The sequence below is a fragment of the Nonomuraea sp. GTA35 genome, from assembly GCF_041950525.1.
Taxonomy (GTDB): Bacteria; Actinomycetota; Actinomycetes; order Streptosporangiales; family Streptosporangiaceae; genus Nonomuraea.
On record NZ_JBGNUV010000001.1, the window covers coordinates 581,720 to 600,160 of the forward strand.

At 71.7% G+C, this 18,441-nt stretch carries 18 protein-coding genes and 1 pseudogene; 10 read left to right on the plus strand and 9 right to left on the minus strand.

Going from position 1 to position 18,441, the window contains the following annotated elements; all coding sequences use genetic code 11:
- Nucleotides 1-127: 127 nt before the first annotated feature.
- A complete protein-coding gene (locus ACBJ32_RS02570; protein WP_375125223.1) occupies nt 128-1,402 on the minus strand; it encodes a TetR family transcriptional regulator in 1,275 nt (424 codons plus the stop codon).
- 356 nt (nt 1,403-1,758) lie between these two features.
- On the opposite strand from ACBJ32_RS02570, the gene ACBJ32_RS02575 reads away from it, so the two are divergent.
- From ACBJ32_RS02575 to ACBJ32_RS02595, 5 genes are all read left to right on the plus strand, one after another.
- Nucleotides 1,759-2,055: a hypothetical protein gene (locus tag ACBJ32_RS02575; protein ID WP_375125224.1), complete on the plus strand. Its 297-nt coding sequence runs from the start codon at nt 1,759-1,761 to the stop codon at nt 2,053-2,055.
- Complete coding sequence (locus tag ACBJ32_RS02580; RefSeq protein WP_375125225.1) at nt 1,995-2,369, plus strand: hypothetical protein; 375 nt, start codon at nt 1,995-1,997, stop codon at nt 2,367-2,369. Before ACBJ32_RS02575 ends, ACBJ32_RS02580 begins: the two co-directional genes overlap by 61 nt.
- Nucleotides 2,348-3,094 carry a hypothetical protein gene (locus ACBJ32_RS02585; protein ID WP_375125226.1) on the plus strand — a complete coding sequence of 249 codons (747 nt, stop codon included), beginning with the start codon at nt 2,348-2,350 and terminating at the stop codon, nt 3,092-3,094. The genes ACBJ32_RS02580 and ACBJ32_RS02585 overlap by 22 nt, the downstream gene beginning before the upstream one ends.
- A gap of 246 nt (nt 3,095-3,340) precedes the next feature.
- On the plus strand, nt 3,341-3,829 hold the full coding sequence (locus tag ACBJ32_RS02590) for a CAP family protein (protein ID WP_375125227.1): 489 nt from the start codon (nt 3,341-3,343) through the stop codon (nt 3,827-3,829).
- A gap of 439 nt (nt 3,830-4,268) precedes the next feature.
- A complete protein-coding gene (locus ACBJ32_RS02595) occupies nt 4,269-5,039 on the plus strand; it encodes a GAF and ANTAR domain-containing protein (protein WP_375125228.1) in 771 nt (256 codons plus the stop codon).
- A 31-nt stretch (nt 5,040-5,070) separates the two neighbouring features.
- On the opposite strand, the gene ACBJ32_RS02600 is transcribed toward ACBJ32_RS02595, so the two are convergent.
- Together ACBJ32_RS02600 and ACBJ32_RS02605 are read right to left on the minus strand one after the other, a co-directional pair.
- Entirely contained in the window at nt 5,071-5,907 is an 837-nt protein-coding gene (locus ACBJ32_RS02600; protein WP_375125229.1) for an alpha/beta fold hydrolase, read from the minus strand.
- Between the two features lie 59 nt (nt 5,908-5,966).
- The gene (locus tag ACBJ32_RS02605; RefSeq protein ID WP_375125230.1) at nt 5,967-6,830 is read right to left on the minus strand and encodes an NAD(P)H-binding protein; all 864 of its coding nucleotides are present in this window, start codon (nt 6,828-6,830) and stop codon (nt 5,967-5,969) included.
- Between the two features lie 194 nt (nt 6,831-7,024).
- Here ACBJ32_RS02605 and ACBJ32_RS02610 point away from each other — a divergent pair, with 194 nt between their 5' ends.
- Together ACBJ32_RS02610 and rox are read left to right on the plus strand one after the other, a co-directional pair.
- Nucleotides 7,025-7,711 carry a TetR/AcrR family transcriptional regulator gene (locus tag ACBJ32_RS02610; RefSeq protein WP_357883463.1) on the plus strand — a complete coding sequence of 229 codons (687 nt, stop codon included), beginning with the start codon at nt 7,025-7,027 and terminating at the stop codon, nt 7,709-7,711.
- A 282-nt stretch (nt 7,712-7,993) separates the two neighbouring features.
- The gene (rox, locus tag ACBJ32_RS02615) at nt 7,994-9,481 is read left to right on the plus strand and encodes a rifampin monooxygenase (RefSeq protein ID WP_375125231.1); all 1,488 of its coding nucleotides are present in this window, start codon (nt 7,994-7,996) and stop codon (nt 9,479-9,481) included.
- Nucleotides 9,482-9,635: 154 nt separating this feature from the next.
- Here rox and ACBJ32_RS02620 read toward each other — a convergent pair whose 3' ends face one another.
- Nucleotides 9,636-9,791 carry a hypothetical protein gene (locus tag ACBJ32_RS02620; RefSeq protein WP_375125232.1) on the minus strand — a complete coding sequence of 52 codons (156 nt, stop codon included), beginning with the start codon at nt 9,789-9,791 and terminating at the stop codon, nt 9,636-9,638.
- A 202-nt stretch (nt 9,792-9,993) separates the two neighbouring features.
- Nucleotides 9,994-11,421, minus strand: coding sequence for a hypothetical protein (locus ACBJ32_RS02625; protein ID WP_375125233.1), 1,428 nt, complete (start codon nt 11,419-11,421; stop codon nt 9,994-9,996).
- A gap of 658 nt (nt 11,422-12,079) precedes the next feature.
- On the opposite strand from ACBJ32_RS02625, the gene ACBJ32_RS02630 reads away from it, so the two are divergent.
- On the plus strand, nt 12,080-13,288 hold the full coding sequence (locus tag ACBJ32_RS02630) for an alginate lyase family protein (protein WP_375125234.1): 1,209 nt from the start codon (nt 12,080-12,082) through the stop codon (nt 13,286-13,288).
- Between the two features lie 73 nt (nt 13,289-13,361).
- Here ACBJ32_RS02630 and ACBJ32_RS02635 read toward each other — a convergent pair whose 3' ends face one another.
- The 3 genes and pseudogenes from ACBJ32_RS02635 to ACBJ32_RS02645 all read right to left on the minus strand — a co-directional run.
- Nucleotides 13,362-14,198 carry a hypothetical protein gene (locus tag ACBJ32_RS02635; RefSeq protein ID WP_375125235.1) on the minus strand — a complete coding sequence of 279 codons (837 nt, stop codon included), beginning with the start codon at nt 14,196-14,198 and terminating at the stop codon, nt 13,362-13,364.
- Between the two features lie 3 nt (nt 14,199-14,201).
- Nucleotides 14,202-15,137: a hypothetical protein gene (locus tag ACBJ32_RS02640; protein WP_375125236.1), complete on the minus strand. Its 936-nt coding sequence runs from the start codon at nt 15,135-15,137 to the stop codon at nt 14,202-14,204.
- 266 nt (nt 15,138-15,403) lie between these two features.
- Nucleotides 15,404-15,754 (minus strand): annotated as a pseudogene (locus ACBJ32_RS02645) (ester cyclase); the annotation flags it as partial.
- 50 nt (nt 15,755-15,804) lie between these two features.
- On the opposite strand from ACBJ32_RS02645, the gene ACBJ32_RS02650 reads away from it, so the two are divergent.
- Nucleotides 15,805-16,536: a hypothetical protein gene (locus tag ACBJ32_RS02650; RefSeq protein WP_375125237.1), complete on the plus strand. Its 732-nt coding sequence runs from the start codon at nt 15,805-15,807 to the stop codon at nt 16,534-16,536.
- 81 nt (nt 16,537-16,617) lie between these two features.
- Here ACBJ32_RS02650 and ACBJ32_RS02655 read toward each other — a convergent pair whose 3' ends face one another.
- Nucleotides 16,618-17,409, minus strand: a complete 792-nt coding sequence (locus ACBJ32_RS02655) for a phytanoyl-CoA dioxygenase family protein (RefSeq protein WP_375125238.1) — start codon at nt 17,407-17,409, stop codon at nt 16,618-16,620.
- A gap of 101 nt (nt 17,410-17,510) precedes the next feature.
- Here ACBJ32_RS02655 and ACBJ32_RS02660 point away from each other — a divergent pair, with 101 nt between their 5' ends.
- A complete protein-coding gene (locus tag ACBJ32_RS02660; RefSeq protein WP_375125239.1) occupies nt 17,511-18,425 on the plus strand; it encodes a helix-turn-helix domain-containing protein in 915 nt (304 codons plus the stop codon).
- Nucleotides 18,426-18,441 lie beyond the last annotated feature (16 nt).

Consider the following 18,441-nt stretch of genomic DNA (forward strand, 5'->3'; position numbering starts at 1 on the left):
TGAGTCATCGCCGCGCCTGGGGAAGCGGCACGGAAATCATCGGCGCAGGACCGATCGGACGGGGCGGCGTGCTGCAGCGGCGGACGATGATCGCCCCGTCTGAGGAAAGCTAACCGAATGTGGAAAATTAAGTCAAATGATTGTTTTGCTGCTCGGTTGCCGGGGCCAGGTAAAGCCCCTCGACGGCATCGATCAGCTCGGCGGCCGTGGCCGACCACGCGGCTCTGGCCGCGCCCGCGTCGGCCGGCAGCGTGCGCTCGCGATGGGCGCAGGTGTGCACGAGCAGCGTGCGCGCCATGTCGTCGCGCCGGCGGCGCAGCTCGGGCGGGAGCGCGGGCAGGCAGCGGTGCAGGCCCTCGACGACCGCGTGGAAGCGGGGCGCGTCGTGCAGGCCCGCGGCCGCCAGCTCGCGTAGCTGCGGTTCCGTCATGATCTGAGCGGCGAGCCTGGCGTACCAGCTCGGGGGGCCCAGGCTGCTCAGATGCTCGGTGAACGGCAGCACGACGCAGGCGACCCAGTCGTGCAGATCGGTGCTGTCACCCCTGGACCGCAGCAGCCGCTCGCGGATCCGCTCCATCTGCGTGGTGTGGTGCTCGACGATCGCCCGCAGCAGGTCGGCCTTGGTGCCGAAGTGATAGCCGACCGCGGCGTTGTTGCCCTGGCCGGCGGCCTCGCTGATCTGGCGGTTGGAGATCGCGAACACCCCGTGCTCGGCGAACAGGCGTTCGGCGGTCAGCAGGATCCGGCTCCGGGTCTGGCCCGCCTTCGGCGTGACCCGGTCGGCGGCGGGTTCCGTGTGCACCGCCGGTGCCGTGCGGATGGCCGCCGTTCCCGCCGCGGCCAGCGCGAACATCTCGTCCAGGATCTCGAACAGCTGCGCCGGGCCACCCTCGCAGTCCCACGCCGTGAAGCTCTCCCGGACGCAGACCAGCGCCATGCTGCTCATCGCCCTGGCACGCAGGCCGGTGACTCCGCGATCGTCGAGCCAGCGGAGGATGGACTCCTCGAAGTGCATGTTGGCCAGCAGGAGGAAGCGGTTCAGCTCGGGCTGGCCGGCCAGGATGCGCCGCCGCGCGGACACCGTCCGGAACTCCGCGGTCAGGTACGCCTTGAGCGCCCTGGTCAGGGCGGCCCACGGGTCGGTGCCGGCTTCCCGGGCGAGCAGCTCCGCGACCTGGGCCGCTTCGCCGGGGGCCGGGTCGAACAGGGCTCCCGCCTTGGTGTCGAAGTGGTTGAAGAAGGTACGCCGGGACACTCCGGCGGCCGCCGCGATGTCGTCGATCGACACGGCGGCGAAGCCGCGCTGCTCGAACAGGGTCAGGGCGGCCTGGCGCAGGCGGTGCCAGCGTTCGGCCCTGTCCGCTGCGACAGCGGGCCGGATGCCGGGGGACGTGGAGCTCACCCGTAGACATTAGGGCCTCTGCGTCCACGGTGCATCTGCACTCAGTGCAAGCAACGTGCTCTCGCCTTCTCGCCGTGGGGCCGCGGCTGGGCATGGGGTGGCCGGATGAGGCCAAGGCGCTGATTGCGGTGGGCTCCGTTCGTTGCCGGAGGGGCGGGAGTGACCCGACGTGCCGCTGGACGGGCGCGTCGAGGTGTCGGTTCAGACGCCGTTGATCTCGCCTCTGGAGCTGCGCGTACACCTCCCGGTTCCTGCGGAGCATCGACTGGGAGATCGACTACATCGCAGGAACCACGCCGGCCGGCCAGTACGCCACCCCCGACCATCCGCGCCCGCTCGGACTGGACAAGAGGGTCATGACCGTCCAGGCGGCCTTCGCCGACGCCGGAGCCGAACTGCGCACCGGGGGCACCGCCAACGAGGTGGCTCTGTCCGAGGCGGACAAGGACGAGATGTGGTCGGTGGCCGAACTGCACGCCGCGATGGCCCGCCACTTCAGCCTGCACCGCGACGCCCCGCAGTGGAAACTGTGGACCTTCATCGCCAATCGCCAGGCCTACGACGACGGTACCCCCAGCAAGCCGACGGCACCATGTTCGACGGCGACGGCGCCTTCCAGCGGCAGGGCATGGCCACCTTCTACGACGTCATGAAGGACGTCGAGACACTCGGCACGCGCGATGAACTGTTCACCTTCATCCACGAGATCGGCCACGCCCTCAACCTGGCCCACACCTTCGGCAAGAACGAGGCCATCCCCCCGCAGCCGCTGGGCCCGCGCAACGGCTACGGCGACAAGTCGTTCATGAACTACCAGGACGACTACCAGGGAGACCCGGAGGCGGAAGAGGACGGCGAAGCCGCCTTCTGGTCGGTGTTCGCCTGGCAGTTCACCCCCCCGGCGAGCTCCGGCATATGCGCCACGGCTTCTACTCGGACGTCGTCATGGGCGGCAAACCCTTCATGACCGATGCCGCCCACCTGCCCGCCCTCCCGTCGCCCGCCCCCAGCCGGTCCGGGCTGCGCGTGCGGCTGTCGGGCAGCGAGTCCTTCTCCCACGGCGAACCCGTCACCGTCGAGATCAAGCTGTCCCTGGACGGCAGCCGCCCGGCGGCCGAGGCCATCGACGATCTCACGCCGGGAGGCAGCCACCTCACCGTTCTGATCACCGATCCGGCCGGTGAGATCCGCCCCTTCCAGCCGATCGCCCGCGACTGCGGCCGCCACCGTCGCCTCACCCTCGACGCCGGCACCCCAGCTCTGTACGCCGGCGCCTACCTCGGCTACGGCGCCGGCGGCTTCACCTTCCCCGAGCCCGGCACCTACCGCCTGCAGGCCCGCTACCGGGCGCCCGACGGCTCCACCGTCGTCTCACCCGAGCCGTCATCACCGTCGACCCGCCCGCCGACGACACCGACCGAGCCGTCGGCGACCTGCTGCTGGGCTCCCAGCAAGGCATCCTGCTGGCCCTGCGCGGCTCGGACGCCCCCGAGCTCGCCGACGGCAACGCCGCCCTCGACCGGCTCATCGCCGACCACGGCGACCACCACCTGGCCGTGTACGCGCGGATGGCCAAGGGCGCCAACGCCGGCCGCCACTTCCTCACCCTCACCGACAGAGGCGTCGAAGTCCGCCCCGCCGACACCGACACCAGCATCGAACGCCCGCGCCCAGCTCCACGACCACGCCTGACAGCACCGGACAGACCCCTGCCTGCCGCCGGCCCCTCCGGGGCGCCCTGCAGCGGGTGAAAGGCACTCGTGACGTGTGGCCGGGTGTCCGATGTTGGACACAGGCTCTATCTGGCGGATTCGTACCAGCGGCGGAGGATGAGCAGAAGGCGGCCCCGGTCGGGGTCGCCCACCGCCGAGAGAAGGCCGCGACGTTCAGCGATCGTGATCCGGCCAGCGTCTCCCAGCGCAATTCGAAGGATGTCTCATGACAGGAACTCGCCCTGCCCTGCCCAACGCGACCACGCCGGAGTTCCAGGCCGAGGCGCTCGCCGAGGCCAACGCCTACCGCGCCAAGCACCACGCGCCGCCCATGGTCATGGACCCCGAACTCAACGCCTACGCCCTGGAGCGGGCCCTGTCCCGCTCCGAGCAGGAAAAGCTCGCAGCCGGGCACACCGGCCTGCGCGCGCAGACGGGGGAGAACATCTTCTGGGGCGGCGACGCCGAAGCCCTCCCCGGGTCGAAGGCGGTCAAGAAGTGGTATGACGAGATCTCCGCCTACGACTTCGCCGCCGGCAAGTTCTCCTCCGCCGCCGGCCACTTCACCCAGCTGGTCTGGAAGGCCAGCACCAAGGTCGGCATCGCGCGCGTCGCGGGGCAGCCCGGTGAGTACTTCGAGACCTACATCGTGTTCGTCTTCGAGGAGCGCGGCAACATGGAAGGCGCCTTCACCGACAACGTGCTGCCCGCCTGACCGAACGTAGGGCCGGCCGTCCGAATGCCGGTGAGCCGGCCGGGGACAAGGCGCCGGCGTGCCCTCATCGCAGCGCACGCCGGCGTCCCTGTGCGGGCTGCTCGCCTACCGCGTCACCCCTGGCCGGGCGGCCGGCAGATCGGCGACGATCTCTCGTACGGGATCTCGACAGGTCCGGGGTGCGATCGTCGGCGGCTCACCATGTTCAGGGCGTAGAGTAGAGGTAACTGTGCTTTAGCAGCGTGTTTGTTGATCAGGTCGGACGTGGCGGAGATCGGACGCCGCCGCTTTCGGCGGGTGGAGTCGCGCAACGAGGTGCGCGCCCGTGCTGGCCGCCTGAGGATTTCCCCCGGTGAGGGCGGTCCGGTTGCCGGACATGGCGCGACAGCGACGCCTGCGCCCAGAAAGGGAACCCCCTCACGTGGGGGTGTGCCGTCTCATGGCCGACCAGCCCGTACCCGCCCAGCCCGTACCCGTCCCCATGCCCCCGTATCTGCGCGAGCTGACCGCGCTGCTGCTGTCGACCGCCAACGTGGAGCAGGCGCTGGGCCGCCTGGCCGACGTGGCCGCCCGTTCCACCCCCGGCGCCTCGCTGGTCGGGGTCACCCTGCGGCGCGGTGGTCGCGTGCTGACCGTGGCCTCCACCAGCGCGCACGCCATGATGATCGACGAGATCCAGTACAACAACGGCCACGGCGGCCCCTGCCTGGAGGCGATGCGCACCGGCGAGATCGTCACCGTCACCGACATGCCCAGCGAGCAACGCTGGGGCGACTACCCGGCCCAGATGCTCGCCCACGGCGTGCACGGCATCTACTCCCACCCGCTGCGCGGCGGCGAGGAGCTGATGGGTGCGCTGAACGTCTACGCCACCACCGACGCCGCCATCGGCCCGGCCGCCCGCCAGGCCATCGCGGCCACCGCCGAGCACGCCGGGGTGCTGCTGCAGGCCGTGCTGACCACCGCCCAGCACGTCGAGCTGACCGACGACCTGCGCCAGTCGCTGACCAGCCGCGCGATCATCGACCAGGCGCTGGGCATCATCATGGGCCAGCGCCGCTGCACCGCCTCCCACGCCTTCGAGGTCCTGCGCCTGGCCTCGCAGAACCGCAACCGCAAACTGCACGACGTCGCCGCCGACATCGTCACCGCCGTCACCGGCCGGCCACCCGAACCGCCGCCCTTCGCCGATCCGGGAGCACCGGCTTGACAGGAGGCGGCCCGGCCACGCGGGGGAGGCCTCAGCCGAGCCGGGTGACGATGCCGGCCACCTCGCCCGGCATCGAGAGGAAGGGCGAGTGGGAGGCGTCGAGCGCGACCACGGAGGTCGGATTGTCCGGGAAGTCCGCGTCGGCCTCGGCGATGAACCTCGCCTGCAGGGCCGGCCTGATGGCCATGTCCCTGCCGCACGTGAGGTACGTGCGCCGCACCGATCCCCAGCCGTCGCGGGTCAGGGTGGTGGTGCCGAGCATGATGCCGATCGGACCGTCGGGCGTCAGCAGGCCGGTGGCGGCGTCGGCGAGCACCGGGTCCACGTCACCGTAGAACGCCTCGTAGAGCCCCTGCCGGTAGGCCGCGTCGTCCGTGGCGAAGTCCAGCCGCAGCGCGCCTGTCCGGGCCGGATCGCCCCGCAACAACGGCGCCACCTGGTCGTCGGCGGCCTCCGGCGTCCGCGTGTACGCCGCGGCCGGCACGCCGGATGCCGGCATGTAGGCGGAAAGGTAAACCGCGTGCGCGACCAGCTCGGGCAGCTGCTGGGCCACCCGCGTCAGTACGGGACCGGCCGCGCTGTGGGCGACCACCGTGACCGGCTCGCCACCGCCGATCCGCTGGATCTGCGACGTCAGCAACGCGGCCGCGTCGTCGAGACTCACGTGACCCACGGGCGAGACCTCGGTGCTGACGGCCTCGCGGTCGTACGGCTGTCCGGTGAACCACCGGGGACGGCGGGCGTACAGCCCGTGCCCCGCCAGGTCCACCGCGACGGCCGGGCGACCGGCGGCCACCACGTGGGGGACGACTTCGCTCCAGCACCAGGAACCGTGCCAGAAACCGTGAACGAGAACCAGCGTGGACATACTCACTCCCTGGTGGCATCTGTGCCAAAGGTCGGGGGGACGGCGGTGGGCGGGCCGGCTCAACGGGAGCGCAAGGCGGCCTCCAGGACCTCGTGGACGGTCTTCGCGGGGTGACCGATGGTGGCTTCGAGCGTGGGGCTGGTGGCGTTGAACTCGCCCTTGCGCGACGCCGAGAACATCGTCAGGAAGAACTCCGCAGCCGGCCGCGGCATCCCGCCGGCGACTGCCGCGGAGATCCACTCGTCGTCGTCCATGACGACTCGGGTGACGGTCCGGCCGGTGATGCGGGTGAGGATGCCGGCGACGTCGGCGAAGTCCAGTGTACGGGGGGCCGTCAGCGGCGGCGTGACCCCTTCGAGCGCTCCGTCTTCGGTCAGGGCGAGGGCCGCGGCTTCTGCCAGGTCCTCGTGGGCGGTCCAGGACACCGGGCCGTCCTGCGGCACGGCGAGCGTGCCGGTCTCCAGCGCCGCGGTGACGTAGGAGCCCAGGGTGGAGGCGTAGAACCCGTTGCGAAGAGCGGTGTAGGGGATTCCTTGCCGCTCCAGATGCTCCTCGGTCGCCGCGTGGACCCTCTGCGGCGGGAAGAGCGACAGGGGAGAGGCGGCCTGGTGGCTGGTGTACAGGATGCGTTGGGCGCCCGCCTCCCGGGCCGCGTCGATGGCGGCTCTGTTGGCGGCCGACGCGCCGTCGCCCCGAATGGCGGCGGAGACGACCAGGATGCGCTCGGCGCCTTCGAAGGCGTGCTTCAGGCCGTCGGGTTCGGTGAAGTCTCCCGTCCGGACGCGGACGCCGCGCTCGGCGAGGTCGGCGGCCTTGCTCACGTCGCGCACGCTGACGGCGATCCTGCCGGCCGGTACCCGCTCCAGCAGGCGGTTGACGATCAGCGACCCGAGGTGGCCGGTGGCTCCCGTGACGATCAGCATCGGTGGCTCCAGTCTGTTGATTTCCAACGGAACGGAAATAACGGTAACACTGATATTGCCATTGGATGCAAGCGCCCTGCACCGTCCAGAGTTGAGATCGGCTCTACCAGCATGTCTACCTCCAGCCGACAGGGCAAGGCTGGTGATATCAGCGATAGCATCACGTGTCAGGTATGGGCGATACCATCGTGACCATGGCACCGAACACGCAGCGGAGAGACGTCACCCGTGACCGCATCGTGAAGACCGCGGCCGGCCTGCTGCGCGACCAGGGCCCGGCCGCGGTGACCACGCGCCGCGTGGCCGGCGAGGCCGGGCTGCAGCCTCCCGCCCTCTACCGCTTCTTCCAGGACAAGGACGACCTGCTGGACGCCGCCGCGGAGCACGTCTTCGCCGAACACGTGGCGAGCAAGCAGACCGCCGCGCCCTCGGACGACCCCGTGGAGGACCTCCGCGCCGGATGGAACACGCAGATCAGCTTCGGCCTGGCCAACCCCTACGTCTACGGCCTGCTGCTCGACCCGGCCCGCGCACGCGACACCCCGGCACAGGCCAAGGGCGTGCAGATCCTTGCCGAGCGGGTGCACAGAGTCGCCGCCGCCGGGCGGCTTCGGGTGAGCGAGGAACGCGCCGTCAACCTCATCCGCTCCGCGGGGATCGGAACCGTCCACACCCTGCTGACGCTGCCACCAGGGCAGAGCGACCCGCACCTGGCCGACGCCGCCTTCGACGCGATCGCCCGCGCGATCCTCGCGGACGAGCCCGCTGTCCCCACCCGGGACCCCGCGGCCGTCGTCGCGGCCTTCCGCACCCTCCTGCCCGAACTGCCCCATCTCAGCGAAGCCGAGGCCGCGCTGCTCGACGAATGGCTGCGACGCTGATCCAGCGCCGCGCACGGCATCCGCCGTGCGACGGCGGGCGCCGGTTCCACAGGCCGGTCGGGGTTCCCTCCGGGTGCTGGGGCGCGGGCGAGGCTGGTAAAGGGTTGGACGGGATGACGCTCGGGCTTGTAGCTTGCAGTTGATCGTGACACCGCCCGAGGAGGTGAGACCCATGAACGCTGTATCGATGTGGGTGCTCCCCCTTGCCGTCACGGTCGGGCGATCGACGTAGGTGTCGCCGGGAGCGCCTGGCCAACAAGGCACTCCCGAAAGGCAACACCTATGCACTCTCCGCAGGTCACCGCCGAGCCGTCGTCGAACGACAGAGGCGAGCGCGCCCCCCTCACCTTCGATGTGATCATTGCCGGGTGCGGGCCGACCGGTGCGATGCTGGCCGCCGAACTGCGTCTGCACGATGTACGGGTACTCGTTCTGGAGAAGGACACCGAGCCCGCGTCGTTCGTCCGCATCGTCGGTCTGCACATGCGCAGTCTCGAACTGATGGCGATGCGCGGACTGCTGGATCGCGTTGTCCCGCATGGAAGACGGCGTCCGGCCGGCGGCTTCTTCGCCGCCATCCCCAAACCCGCGCCCCAGGGCCTGGACTCCGCGTACGCCTACCTGCTGGGCATCCCGCAGCCGGTCATCGTTCACCTGCTCGAAGAGCACGCGATCGCGCTGGGCGCGCAGGTCCGGCGCGGTTGCGCGGTGACCGGTCTCGAGCAGGACGACGGGGGCGTGACCGTCGAGCTGGCCGACGGGGAACGGCTGCGTTCGCGCTACCTCGTCGGCTGCGACGGCGCGCGCAGCACGGTGCGCAAACTGCTCGGCGTCGCCTTCCCCGGCGAGCCCTCGCGGACCGAGACACTGATGGGCGAGATGGAAGCGGGCGTGCCGCAGGAGGAGATCGCCGCCAAGGTGGCCGAGATCCGCGAGACCCATCAGCCGTTCTGGCTCCGGCCCTTCGGCGGAGGGATGTACAGCGTCGTGGTCCCCGCCGCCGGAATCGGCGACCGCGCGGAACCGCCCACCCTCGAGGATTTCAAACAACAGCTGCGCGCCATCGCCGGAACCGATTTCGGCGTGCACTCCCCGCGCTGGTTGTCCCGCTTCGGGGATGCCACCCGGCTGGCCGAACGCTACCGGTCCGGGCGGGTGCTGCTGGCCGGCGACGCGGCACACATCCACCCGCCCATCGGCGGGCAGGGCCTCAACCTGGGCGTTCAGGACGCGTTCAACCTCGGCTGGAAACTGGCCGCACAGATCCGCGGCTGGGCGCCGGAAACACTGCTGGACACCTACCAGGCCGAACGCCATCCGGTCGCCGAGGACGTGCTGGACAACACCCGCGCCCAGACGGAACTGCTGTCCGCCGAACCGGGCCCGCAGGCCGTGCGCAGGCTGATCACCGAACTGATGGACCTCGACGAGGTGAACCGCCATCTGACCGAGAAGATCACCGCGATCGGCATCCGCTACGACTTCGGCGAGGGCCCCGACCTGCTCGGCCGCCGCCTGCCCGACATCGAGGTGAAACAGGGCCACCTCTACGGTCTGCTGCATCGCGGCCGCGGCCTGCTGCTGGACCGCACCGAACGCCTGACCGCCGGTGGCTGGTCGGACCGGGTCGACTACCTCGCCGATCCCACTGCGGAACTGGATGCCCCGTGCGTCCTGCTCCGCCCCGACGGCCACGTCGCCTGGATCGGCGACGACCAGCAGGACCTGGACGGCCACCTCTCCCGCTGGTTCGGCGAGCCCGCCGGCTGATCTCGCCCGAACAACCGGAAAGGCCCGCGCAAAGGATTCGGAACGGCTGCCTCCCACCGGAAGGCTGGAGGCAGCACCACGGGGTGGACCGGCGCAGGCGGCCGGAGGCGCTGTCCCATATCCGCCATGGCAGCGTCCACCCCTGGCGGCTCCTTCAGGCGCGTACCCAGAAGGAGCCCGGCAGTTCCTCGATCTCGGCCACTGCCTGTTCGAGGTTCACGGCGAACGGCAAGAGCGTCTGGAAGACCTCCTCGCCGCCCTCGGCGTGCCGCCGGATGAACTCGGCGTTCTTCTGCGCCCGGTCGGCCACCTCCAGGCCGAACGCCGAACGGTCACCCTCGTAGCCGTAGGCGTCGAGCAGCAGGTGCAGCCGCCGGTACCGATCCTCGAACGCCGTGAATCCCTGCGCGACGACGACGTGCCGGGCGTGCAGCGGGACCCAGGCACCTGGTTTTCCGCCTGTCCTGATCGTTCCTCCTCGGCCGCGCCGGCTTCCCCGGGTGCGGCGGCGGTCAGGTCAGGTCGGCGACGAAGGCCTTGGCCAGCTTCACGACGGCCTGCTGCGCGACGGCGGGCTCGAACGCCGGCTCCTGGTAGCCGGGGGCGCCGACGATGCCGCCGCCGGTCGTCGTGCCCCTGAAGACGAACTCGATCGTCCGGTCGCCGGTCAGCACCTTCACCAGCACCTCCCGCAGCGGGCGATCGTCCTCTCGGCCCGGCCTGGTGCTGGTGGAGACCACCGCGAATGCCTTCTGGCCGAGCCCGGCGATCTGCTGCCTGGGCTCGTAGGCGATGTGGAGGCCGTCGTCGCCGATGCCGCCCTTGGCGTGGTAGCGGTCGTACTTCTTGGCGTCGCGGTCGAACTGGAACGCCGATCCGAGGCCCCCGCCGCCCCAGTCGACCAGGTGGATCCTCAGCTCGCCGCCCCGGGCCGTGAAGGGCTCGCCGGGCTCGTGCGGGACGGACTCGCTGACCTTCCAGCCGCACGTGGTCTGCTTGATCCGGCCGTCGCGGCCGCCGACGGTCGGCCCTTCGGCGTGGGGGAAGAACGCCGACTCGACGTGCTTGGCCGTGAGGATCCCGCACGGCCCGGTGAGCTTGACCTTGGCGGCGTCCTTGGCCATCTCCGCGGTGACGCGCTCGGCGACCTTGCCGGCTCCGGCGCGCACGTCGTCGCCCGCGGGGCTGCCGCCGGTCCGGTTGCTGCCGCCGTACTCGATCTTGATGAGCCAGGGCCCCTGCCGGACGTACACGCCGGCCTTGAGCCCGCTGTGGCCGATCCAGGTCTGGTTGTACGACGCGTCGCCGTACGTCAGCTCCCTGATCGGGCCGAACGCCGAGCCGGTGGTGCTGCCGTCGATCCGCTTGCCGTCCCTGACGTTGACCCGCTCGTCGTTGCGCTCCTTCTCCTCGGCGAAGCGTTCCTTGGCGTACTCGAGCGCGTTCTGCCGGTCGGTGCTCCTGGCCTCCACCGAGATGCTCAGCGAGCGGTGGCCGATGACGCCGCCGCCGACGTCCATCTTGTTGTTGTCCCACGAGCAGGCCGCCCGCTTCTCCGTCGCGGTGGCGGCCCCGGTCGACGCGTTCTTCCCGCCGTACCTGCCGTCGGTGACCAGGCTCTTGCGGAGGGCGTCCGGGACGGCGGCGCAGAGCTGGTCGCCGGTGATCGGCCGCAGGCTCACCTTCACCGCCTCGCTCGCCGGCGACGGCGACCGGGTCGCCGCACGCCGGTCACCGGGGACGTTCGTGGACGATCGCGGTCCGTCGCCGTCGCGGCTGAGGAGCAACCAGCCTCCGGCCGCCGCTCCGGCGACCAGCACGACGCAGAGCGTGACGACGAGAGCGATCAGCGGCCCCTTCGAGCCGCCACCGCCGCGGTGACGCGAGGGCGTCCGCCGCGGCCCGCCCGGCCCGCCCGGCGCCGGTCCTCCTGACCCCATCGGGGGAACGCCACCGGGATGCCAACCGGGCGCCCCGGGCATGCCGGGCCCCTGCGGTGGCCGGCCGGGCGGCGGCCCGGGAGGCCGGCCAGGAGATCGGCCGGGAGGCGGCGGGAATGGCGTGGACATCGGCGACCTCTCAGAACGGACCAGCGACTGTTCGGCGAACCCAGTGCCACCCGCCTTCGCGCAGCGATCGGGGACCGAGCGGAGGCGTCCTCAGGAACGGCGCCGGCCATGCCCTGCGCATGCCGTGGCGGCCACGATGGCCGGGATGCCGTGCCTCATGTCCCCCGCTTCGCCCGTCGAACGACAGCAACCCACCCGCACCGTGCTCGTCCGGCGGCTGGATTGTGAGCCTATGGACGACGGGAACGCGGGCTTGTCAGTCGAACACCTGACACTGAGGTCACGATTCGGTTGAGCCGCCCGGGCGAAAGAGACTGTCCCGTGCCGGAACACCCCCTCCTGAGGCGCCGCCCGGGTCACGCGCCCGCAAATCAACTGCGATCAAAACAGCCGAAAAGTGGGCTGTCAATAGGAAAGTTTACGAACAGAAAGCCTTGACCGGGCCCGGCGTGGACTCTATGTTCGCCATCATCGGCAGCCATCCAGACTCATGCCTGCCGTACACGTATGTGGACGAAGGGATCTCCCCTTGCGCAGCCGTACCTTCCTCTCCCTCTCCGCGCTGGTCACCCTGCTGGTCGCGGGCCTCCCCGGCGGAACCGCCGAGGCCGCAGGAGCCGCCGGCGCGACCGCTCGCGCCGCCCGCACGGCCCCTGCCACCTTCACCCACCCCGGCGTGCTGGTCAGCCGGCCGCAGCTCGACTTCGTCCGGGCCCGGGTCCAGGCGAACGCCCAGCCGTGGAAGAGCGCCTACGACCAGATGAACGCCAGCCGGTACGCCTCCCTGGACCGGACCCCGCGCCCCCGGGCCATCGTGGAGTGCGGGTCCTACTCCAACCCGAACAACGGCTGCACCGACGAGCGCGAGGACGCCCTGGCGGCGTACACGCTCGCGCTGCGCTGGTACATCTCCCGCGACAGCCGGTACGCCGAGAAGGCCATCTCGATCATGGACGCCTGGTCGGCGACGATCCAGGACCACACCAACAGCAACGCGCCCCTGCAGAGCGGCTGGGCCGGCTCGGTCTGGCCGCGGGCCGCCGAGATCATCCGCTACACCTACACCGGCTGGCCCAACGCCGGCCGCTTCGCCACCATGCTCCGCAACGTGTACCTGCCCGAGGTCGCCGGCGGCTCGTCGAGCAACGGCAACTGGGAGCTGACCATGACGGAGGCGGCCCTGGGCATCGCCGTCTTCCTGGAGGACCGCGCCGCCTACGACCGGGCGGTGGCCAAGTTCCGCGCCCGCCTGCCCGCCTACGTCTACCTCTCCGCCGACGGCTCGCTGCCGGTCGCGCCGCCCGTCGGGGGCGTGGACACCCCTGCCGAGATCATCAGGTTCTGGCACGACCAGACCACGTTCGTGGACGGCCTCAGCCAGGAGACCTGCCGCGACCTGACCCACACGGGCTACGGGCTGTCGTCCATCTCGCACATCGCCGAGATCAGCCGCATCCAGGGGCAGGACCTCTACCCCGAGGTGGCGGAGCGGCTGCGGCACGCGCTCGGCTTCCACTCCAAGTACCAGCTCGGCACCGCCGTCCCGTCCTGGCTGTGCGGCGGCTCCCTCACCCTCGGGCTGGGCCCGGTCACCGAGGTGGGCTTCAACGGCCTGCACACCCGCATGGGCGTCGCGATGACGAACACGCAGACGCTCACGGAACGGCAGCGGCCCGCGGGCACCAACAACCTGTTCGTCGCGTGGGAGACCCTCACCCACGCGAACAACCCGAACTAGCACCCGCCCCGGCGAGGCGGCGTCGTCCATGGTCGCGCAGCGCGTCTTCCAGGGCGGCAGGGTCGCGGCCCCTTCAGGCCCGGACCACCTTGAGGGATCTCACCAAGGTGTGCACGTCGGGCCACAGGTGCCGGTGCGTGTCGGGGATCGTGATCCACAGGACGGCCGGGCGCGGGCGGCCGGTGTCCACGGCGATCGCGACGGACAGCTCCTGCGCCGCCTCGCGCCCGTCCGGGCTCGGCGGCATCCGCATCATCCTGGCCAGCAGCCAGCCGCCGCGCACCGGCTGCGAGGCGATGTCCTCGCCCGCCGTGCCCGCCGGGAACGCGCTGCGCTGCCGGTCGTCGAGCATCGCCCGGGCGGCGTCGTACGGGCTGTCGCCCGCGTCGAGCTCGCTCCACAGGTGCTGGGAGTCGATGTCCGCCCACCACTTGCGGTCGTCGTCCGGGCCGTAGGTCTCGGTGAGCAGCGTCTGGCGCAGGTTGTAGCGGCCGTCCTGGACGGGGCCGTCACCGATGGGACGGCTCCGCCGCCAGGGCGCGCCCAGCTCGGCGAACGACAGGCCGGTCCTGGGGTCGGTCACCCGGCCGATCACCTTGGAGCCGCGGCCGGGATACCTCGGGAGCGCCACGACCGTCCCCTCGGCGATTCGCTCGACGGCGGGACCGTCCGAGGTCGCGCTGTGGGCCGGGCTGGGCCTCGGGACGGTGGGGGTGGGCATCTGGACCGGCGGCTCGGCGGGGGTGGGTGAGATCCGTGCCGGCGGGGCGACCGCGGCGGGCCGTTCCTCGCCCGTCGCCAGGCGCAGGCCGACGACGAGCTCGGCGACCAGCACGGCGCCGCCGAGCAGCGGGACCCACCGGGGGAGCGGCGCCACGAGGCCGCGCATGCGGTCGGACATTCTGGGCATGGATCAGCCCTCCCGGGTGACCAGGGTGAGGCCGGCGAGCCGGGCCTGTTCGACGCTGTCGCGCAGGGACTCCTCCAGATCCCGGGCGCGCTCGGCCAGCTCGCCGACCTCGCCGGCCGCAAGCTGGTCGCGGACCGTCCTGGACAGCAGCTCGCGGTAGGCCTCGCCGTCCTCGGCCAGGTCCTGCAGCGTGCGCCACTCGGCGTAGACGGCCTCCGCCTCCTCGGTGCGCCGCGCGTACTCCTCCAGGGCGGAGATCCGCCGGGCCAGCGCGCGCGTCGCCACGGTCAGCGCCTCCTCCTGCGTGGCGAGCACCTCGCCGATGCGGTCGGTGACGCGGCCGGCGCGGGCGGAGCCCTGCTCGCGCCGCAGCCGGGTCAGCTCGGTCAGCGTCTCGGCGATCTCCCACGCCTGCCGGGGCAGGGTCACCCGGTTGGCGATGCCGTCGAGCAGGCCGTCCCGATCGATGGGGGAGTTCAGCACGGTCTCCGTCGCGTCGACCGTGCGGTCCAGCAGCGCGGCGTCCAGCGGTTCGAGCATCGAGGCGTGCACGTACCTGCCGCGGTGGCGGCGGCCGTATTCGGCCGCAGGCGACTCGCCCGCGAGGGCCAGCAGCACCACGGCCGCGACACCCTGCGCGGCCAGGCCGGCGAGGAAGAACGCCGGGAAGCCGCGGCCGGCCCAGACCGCGAGGAGCGCCGCCTGCAGCAGCGCCGCCGCGACGAGCGGTAACCGTGGACGCCCGCGGCGGGCCAGCGCCGGGACCAGCGGCAGGAACCCCCAGAGCGCCGACAGGGCCAGGGCGGTCAGCACGTCGGCGAACGTCCGCCCGCGCCAGGCCGGCCGGTCGGGCGGGGGCGGCAGGAGCTCGGGGCGGGCGGCCATCGCCCGGCGGTGCGCCTCGGGCAGGTCGGGGTCGAGGACGAGGCTGTTGCTCATGGGGCCGGCCGCCGGGGTGCCCGGAGGTGTCCGGTGGTGGGCGAGGGGGTGCCAGTCATGCCGTTCCTGATCTACGGGTCGCCGACCGCTCGAATCCGGCGAGCTTCTCGAAGCGGATCATGCCGGGCGGCGCTTGCAGCCGGCTTGCACGGTGATCGTGGCAGCGCGGACGGGTCACCCCCGCCGCCCGGACGGGCGGGCGTGGGGGCGGGGCCGCCTCCCGGATCGAGGGCTCGCACCGGTCACAGCGCGTTTCCCGGCGCGTTTCACAGCGCCGGGATGCGGTCGAGTTCCAGCAGGCCGAAACCGAGCTGGCTGTAGAGTTCGAGCTGGTCGTAGTACTCGCGGTGCGAGTCGATCTTCCCCTCGGCGACGTGCGCGGTACAGGTGGCCCTGACGGTGATGCGGCGGCCCGTGCCCGCTATCTCGCGCCCGCCGGGCAGCAGGAGGGGCCCGGTGTGGGTGGCGGTGTAGGTCCACTCGGTGATCGCCGGGTTGTCGCAGCCGCCCAGCTCGAACCAGGCCGCCATGGAGAAGTCCGGGAAAGCCGTGAAGACCTGCTGGTACATCCACCCGATCTCGTCGTGGCCCTGCGCCACGCCGGACGGGGAGACGAGGACCGCCTCCGGGCGGCGCTGGACGCCGGCGCCGGGTAAACGGCGGGAACTTGACCGAACGCTCGGGTGATGGCCTGGATGGCGGCGTCGCCCCGGTGTCGCCGGCCGCGGCGCGGAGCGAGACGAACGACGCTGTCGAGCCGCCCGTCCGAGTAGGTGAACAGATCGAGGTCCACGCCGAAGGGAGGCTCCCCTGCCTGCGCCACCATCGGGGCCACGAGCCGGGAGCAGGCCCAGCGCACCTCGTCCGGATCTGTGGCGACCACGTGCTCGGAATGGCTGAACGAGCCCGATCCCGCCTCCATGACGAGCTCGTAGTACGAGAAGGGCGGCTCCTTCTCCAGGTCGCCGGTGTCGTCGGCCCAGGCGTTCAGGGCGGCGACCCCGGCGCGCGCGGCGGCGTTGCCGGGATCGGTTCTCAGCACGCTCGCGTACAGGGCGTGTGCTTCGTCATGTCTGCGGGCGAGCGTGCCGTCGTCCTCGCCATGCGCCGTCGCATGGTCGTCGTCGATCTGCCAGAAGGCGATCTGCTGGACGAGCCGCCCCGCCAGGAGGACGGCGGCGAGCTGATCGTCAGGGCGGGCGCGCAGGGCGGCGCGGAGCCAGGGCTCCTCCGGCCACGTGGCCAGGAAGTCGCTGTCCATGGCGTCTTCCGGGGAGTCGGTCCTGAGCATGCACAGCAGGCGGCCCAGCTCGCGAGCCGCGTCCGGGTTCCCGGCGACAGCCGCGGCTCGCAGTCCTGTGATCGTGTCCTCGGTGATCGCCATGGCAGGCGATGCTAGCGCCGGCTGGATCGATATCGTCCGGCGATACGTTCGGGGGACGCCGCCGCCGGCGTTCCTGACCGGCGCAACCCGAGCCGTCTAAGCCCAGGGGCGAGGGAAGGTGTCGCCGTCCAGCCGCTCCCCTGCGGCGAGGCCGAGAGGGTCGGTCACGACGTGCTCGGTCCCGCTGTAACGGGCCGCCTCGTCCATGTAGATGGTCACGTGCGCGAACCGGGCCTGGTCGGTGCGGTTGGGCAGCGCCATGTGGCCGGTGTAGCCGCTGTGGAAGGTGCAGTCGCCGGCGCGGAGCGGCACGGTGACGCGGGGGATCCAGCGCAGCGACGGGTCCATCGTGAACAGGTCCTCCTCGTGGTGGAGGTCCTGCGGGCGCAGACCGGTCCGATGCTGGGTGCCGGGCAGGAACGTCATGCAGCCCCGCTCCGGGGGAACGTCGACCAGCGCGATCCACGCCGACAGCGGGAGCCGGTCGCCCGCGTGCGGCCAGTACGGGCGGTCCTGGTGGAACTCGGTGGCGGCGTTGTTGTGCGGCTCCTTGACCAGCATCTGGTCGTGCCAGAGCCGCAGCGGGAACCCGGCGAGCTGCTCGGCGATCCGGCCGAGCCGCGGGTCGAAGGTGAGCTCCCGCAGCGTCGGGTCATGTTGCCAGACGTTGACCAGCTGGCTGAAGACGCCCCGCTGTTCCAGGCTCTCCGCGCGATGCGCCTGCAGGAACGCCTCGGCGGCGGCCCGGAAGCGCTGGACCTGGTCCGGGTCGAGAACGCCCCGTACTCGGACGAAACCGTTCTCCCGGTACGCCGCCACGAGCTGGTCCGGCACCCGTCCGCCGGCATCGACGTCGCTGCCGGGCTGCCCCGTCGTGGTCGTCGTCATCACTGACCTCCAAGGTTCTTGCGGTTGAGACACTGCAAGCCTCGTCGAGGCACCCCGGCAGGGGCTAGGCCGATCCCGGCGAGTAGTCGTACGATCCCGACATGCCTGCCACGCTGCACGAGCACGCGCTGTTCGCTGGGGACCCGGTCCTGGCAGGTGTCCACCACCTGAATTCCGGCATCGAGCCGCACGCGCACGACTTCCTCGAGATCGCCGTGATCGGAACCGGTCACGGCCGGCACGTGACCAGCCAGGGCGAGCACCCGCTGCGGCGCGGGCAGGTCATCGTGCTCCGCCCCGGCGCCTGGCACGGGTTTCGGGACTGCACCGACCTGACCGTCGCCAACTGCTGCCTGTCCGCCCAGGCGCTACGAGGCGAGCTGGCGGCGCTGCACGACATCCCGATGCTGCGCCGGTTGCTGTGGACCGATCCGGTCGCGTCCGGCACGCACGGCGTGGCCGTCACGAGCGTCGACCCGGCCGCCGCCGAGGAGGCCCTCGCGGAGATCGACCTGCTCGAACGCGACCTCGGAGCCGATCAGCGCCGGCCGGGCCGGGTGCTGGGCCGGCTGATCACCGTGCTCGGCGTCCTGGCCGACGGCCGCGAACCCGAGCGGCAGACGCGCGAGGCCACCGTCCACCCAGCGGTGTCCGCCACCATCGCCCGGATCGAGGCAGCGCCCGCCCATCCGTGGCGGCTGGACGATCTCGCCCGTGCGGTCAGTCTGGATCCCGCCCATCTCGGCCGGCTGTTCAGGCGCCACGTCGGGCTGACGCCGCTGGGCTTCCTGGCCCGGCTGCGGGCCGAGCGCGCCGCCACGCTGCTGGCACATTCGTCCCTGCCGGCTGCTCGGGTCGGCGCCGCCGTCGGCTGGGACGATCCGACGTATTTCGCCCGCCGCTTCCGGACGCTGGTCGGGCTGACACCCACCGAGTACCGGCGGCGCAGCCGATCAGCCACCCCTCCTCGGCTCAGCACTCCGGCCGAGGCGACGGGCGAGCGGGAGCGCTCCTGACTCGTGCAGCGGGCTG

Excerpts from the sequence above, each read along its gene's own strand:
- ACBJ32_RS02590 (WP_375125227.1), top strand. The coding sequence starts at position 3,341 with ATGACAGGAACTCGCCCTGCCCTGCCCAACGCGACCACGCCGGAGTTC.
- ACBJ32_RS02600 (WP_375125229.1), bottom strand. The coding sequence starts at position 5,907 with ATGTCCACGCTGGTTCTCGTTCACGGTTTCTGGCACGGTTCCTGGTGC.
- ACBJ32_RS02655 (WP_375125238.1), bottom strand. The coding sequence starts at position 17,409 with ATGACGACGACCACGACGGGGCAGCCCGGCAGCGACGTCGATGCCGGC.
- ACBJ32_RS02640 (WP_375125236.1), bottom strand. The coding sequence starts at position 15,137 with ATGAGCAACAGCCTCGTCCTCGACCCCGACCTGCCCGAGGCGCACCGC.
- ACBJ32_RS02605 (WP_375125230.1), bottom strand. The coding sequence starts at position 6,830 with ATGCTGATCGTCACGGGAGCCACCGGCCACCTCGGGTCGCTGATCGTC.
- rox (WP_375125231.1), top strand. The coding sequence starts at position 7,994 with ATGCACTCTCCGCAGGTCACCGCCGAGCCGTCGTCGAACGACAGAGGC.
- ACBJ32_RS02575 (WP_375125224.1), top strand. The coding sequence starts at position 1,759 with ATGACCGTCCAGGCGGCCTTCGCCGACGCCGGAGCCGAACTGCGCACC.
- ACBJ32_RS02595 (WP_375125228.1), top strand. The coding sequence starts at position 4,269 with ATGGCCGACCAGCCCGTACCCGCCCAGCCCGTACCCGTCCCCATGCCC.
- ACBJ32_RS02660 (WP_375125239.1), top strand. The coding sequence starts at position 17,511 with ATGCCTGCCACGCTGCACGAGCACGCGCTGTTCGCTGGGGACCCGGTC.
- ACBJ32_RS02610 (WP_357883463.1), top strand. The coding sequence starts at position 7,025 with ATGGCACCGAACACGCAGCGGAGAGACGTCACCCGTGACCGCATCGTG.
- ACBJ32_RS02580 (WP_375125225.1), top strand. The coding sequence starts at position 1,995 with ATGTTCGACGGCGACGGCGCCTTCCAGCGGCAGGGCATGGCCACCTTC.
- ACBJ32_RS02635 (WP_375125235.1), bottom strand. The coding sequence starts at position 14,198 with ATGCCCAGAATGTCCGACCGCATGCGCGGCCTCGTGGCGCCGCTCCCC.
- ACBJ32_RS02585 (WP_375125226.1), top strand. The coding sequence starts at position 2,348 with ATGGGCGGCAAACCCTTCATGACCGATGCCGCCCACCTGCCCGCCCTC.
- ACBJ32_RS02625 (WP_375125233.1), bottom strand. The coding sequence starts at position 11,421 with ATGGGGTCAGGAGGACCGGCGCCGGGCGGGCCGGGCGGGCCGCGGCGG.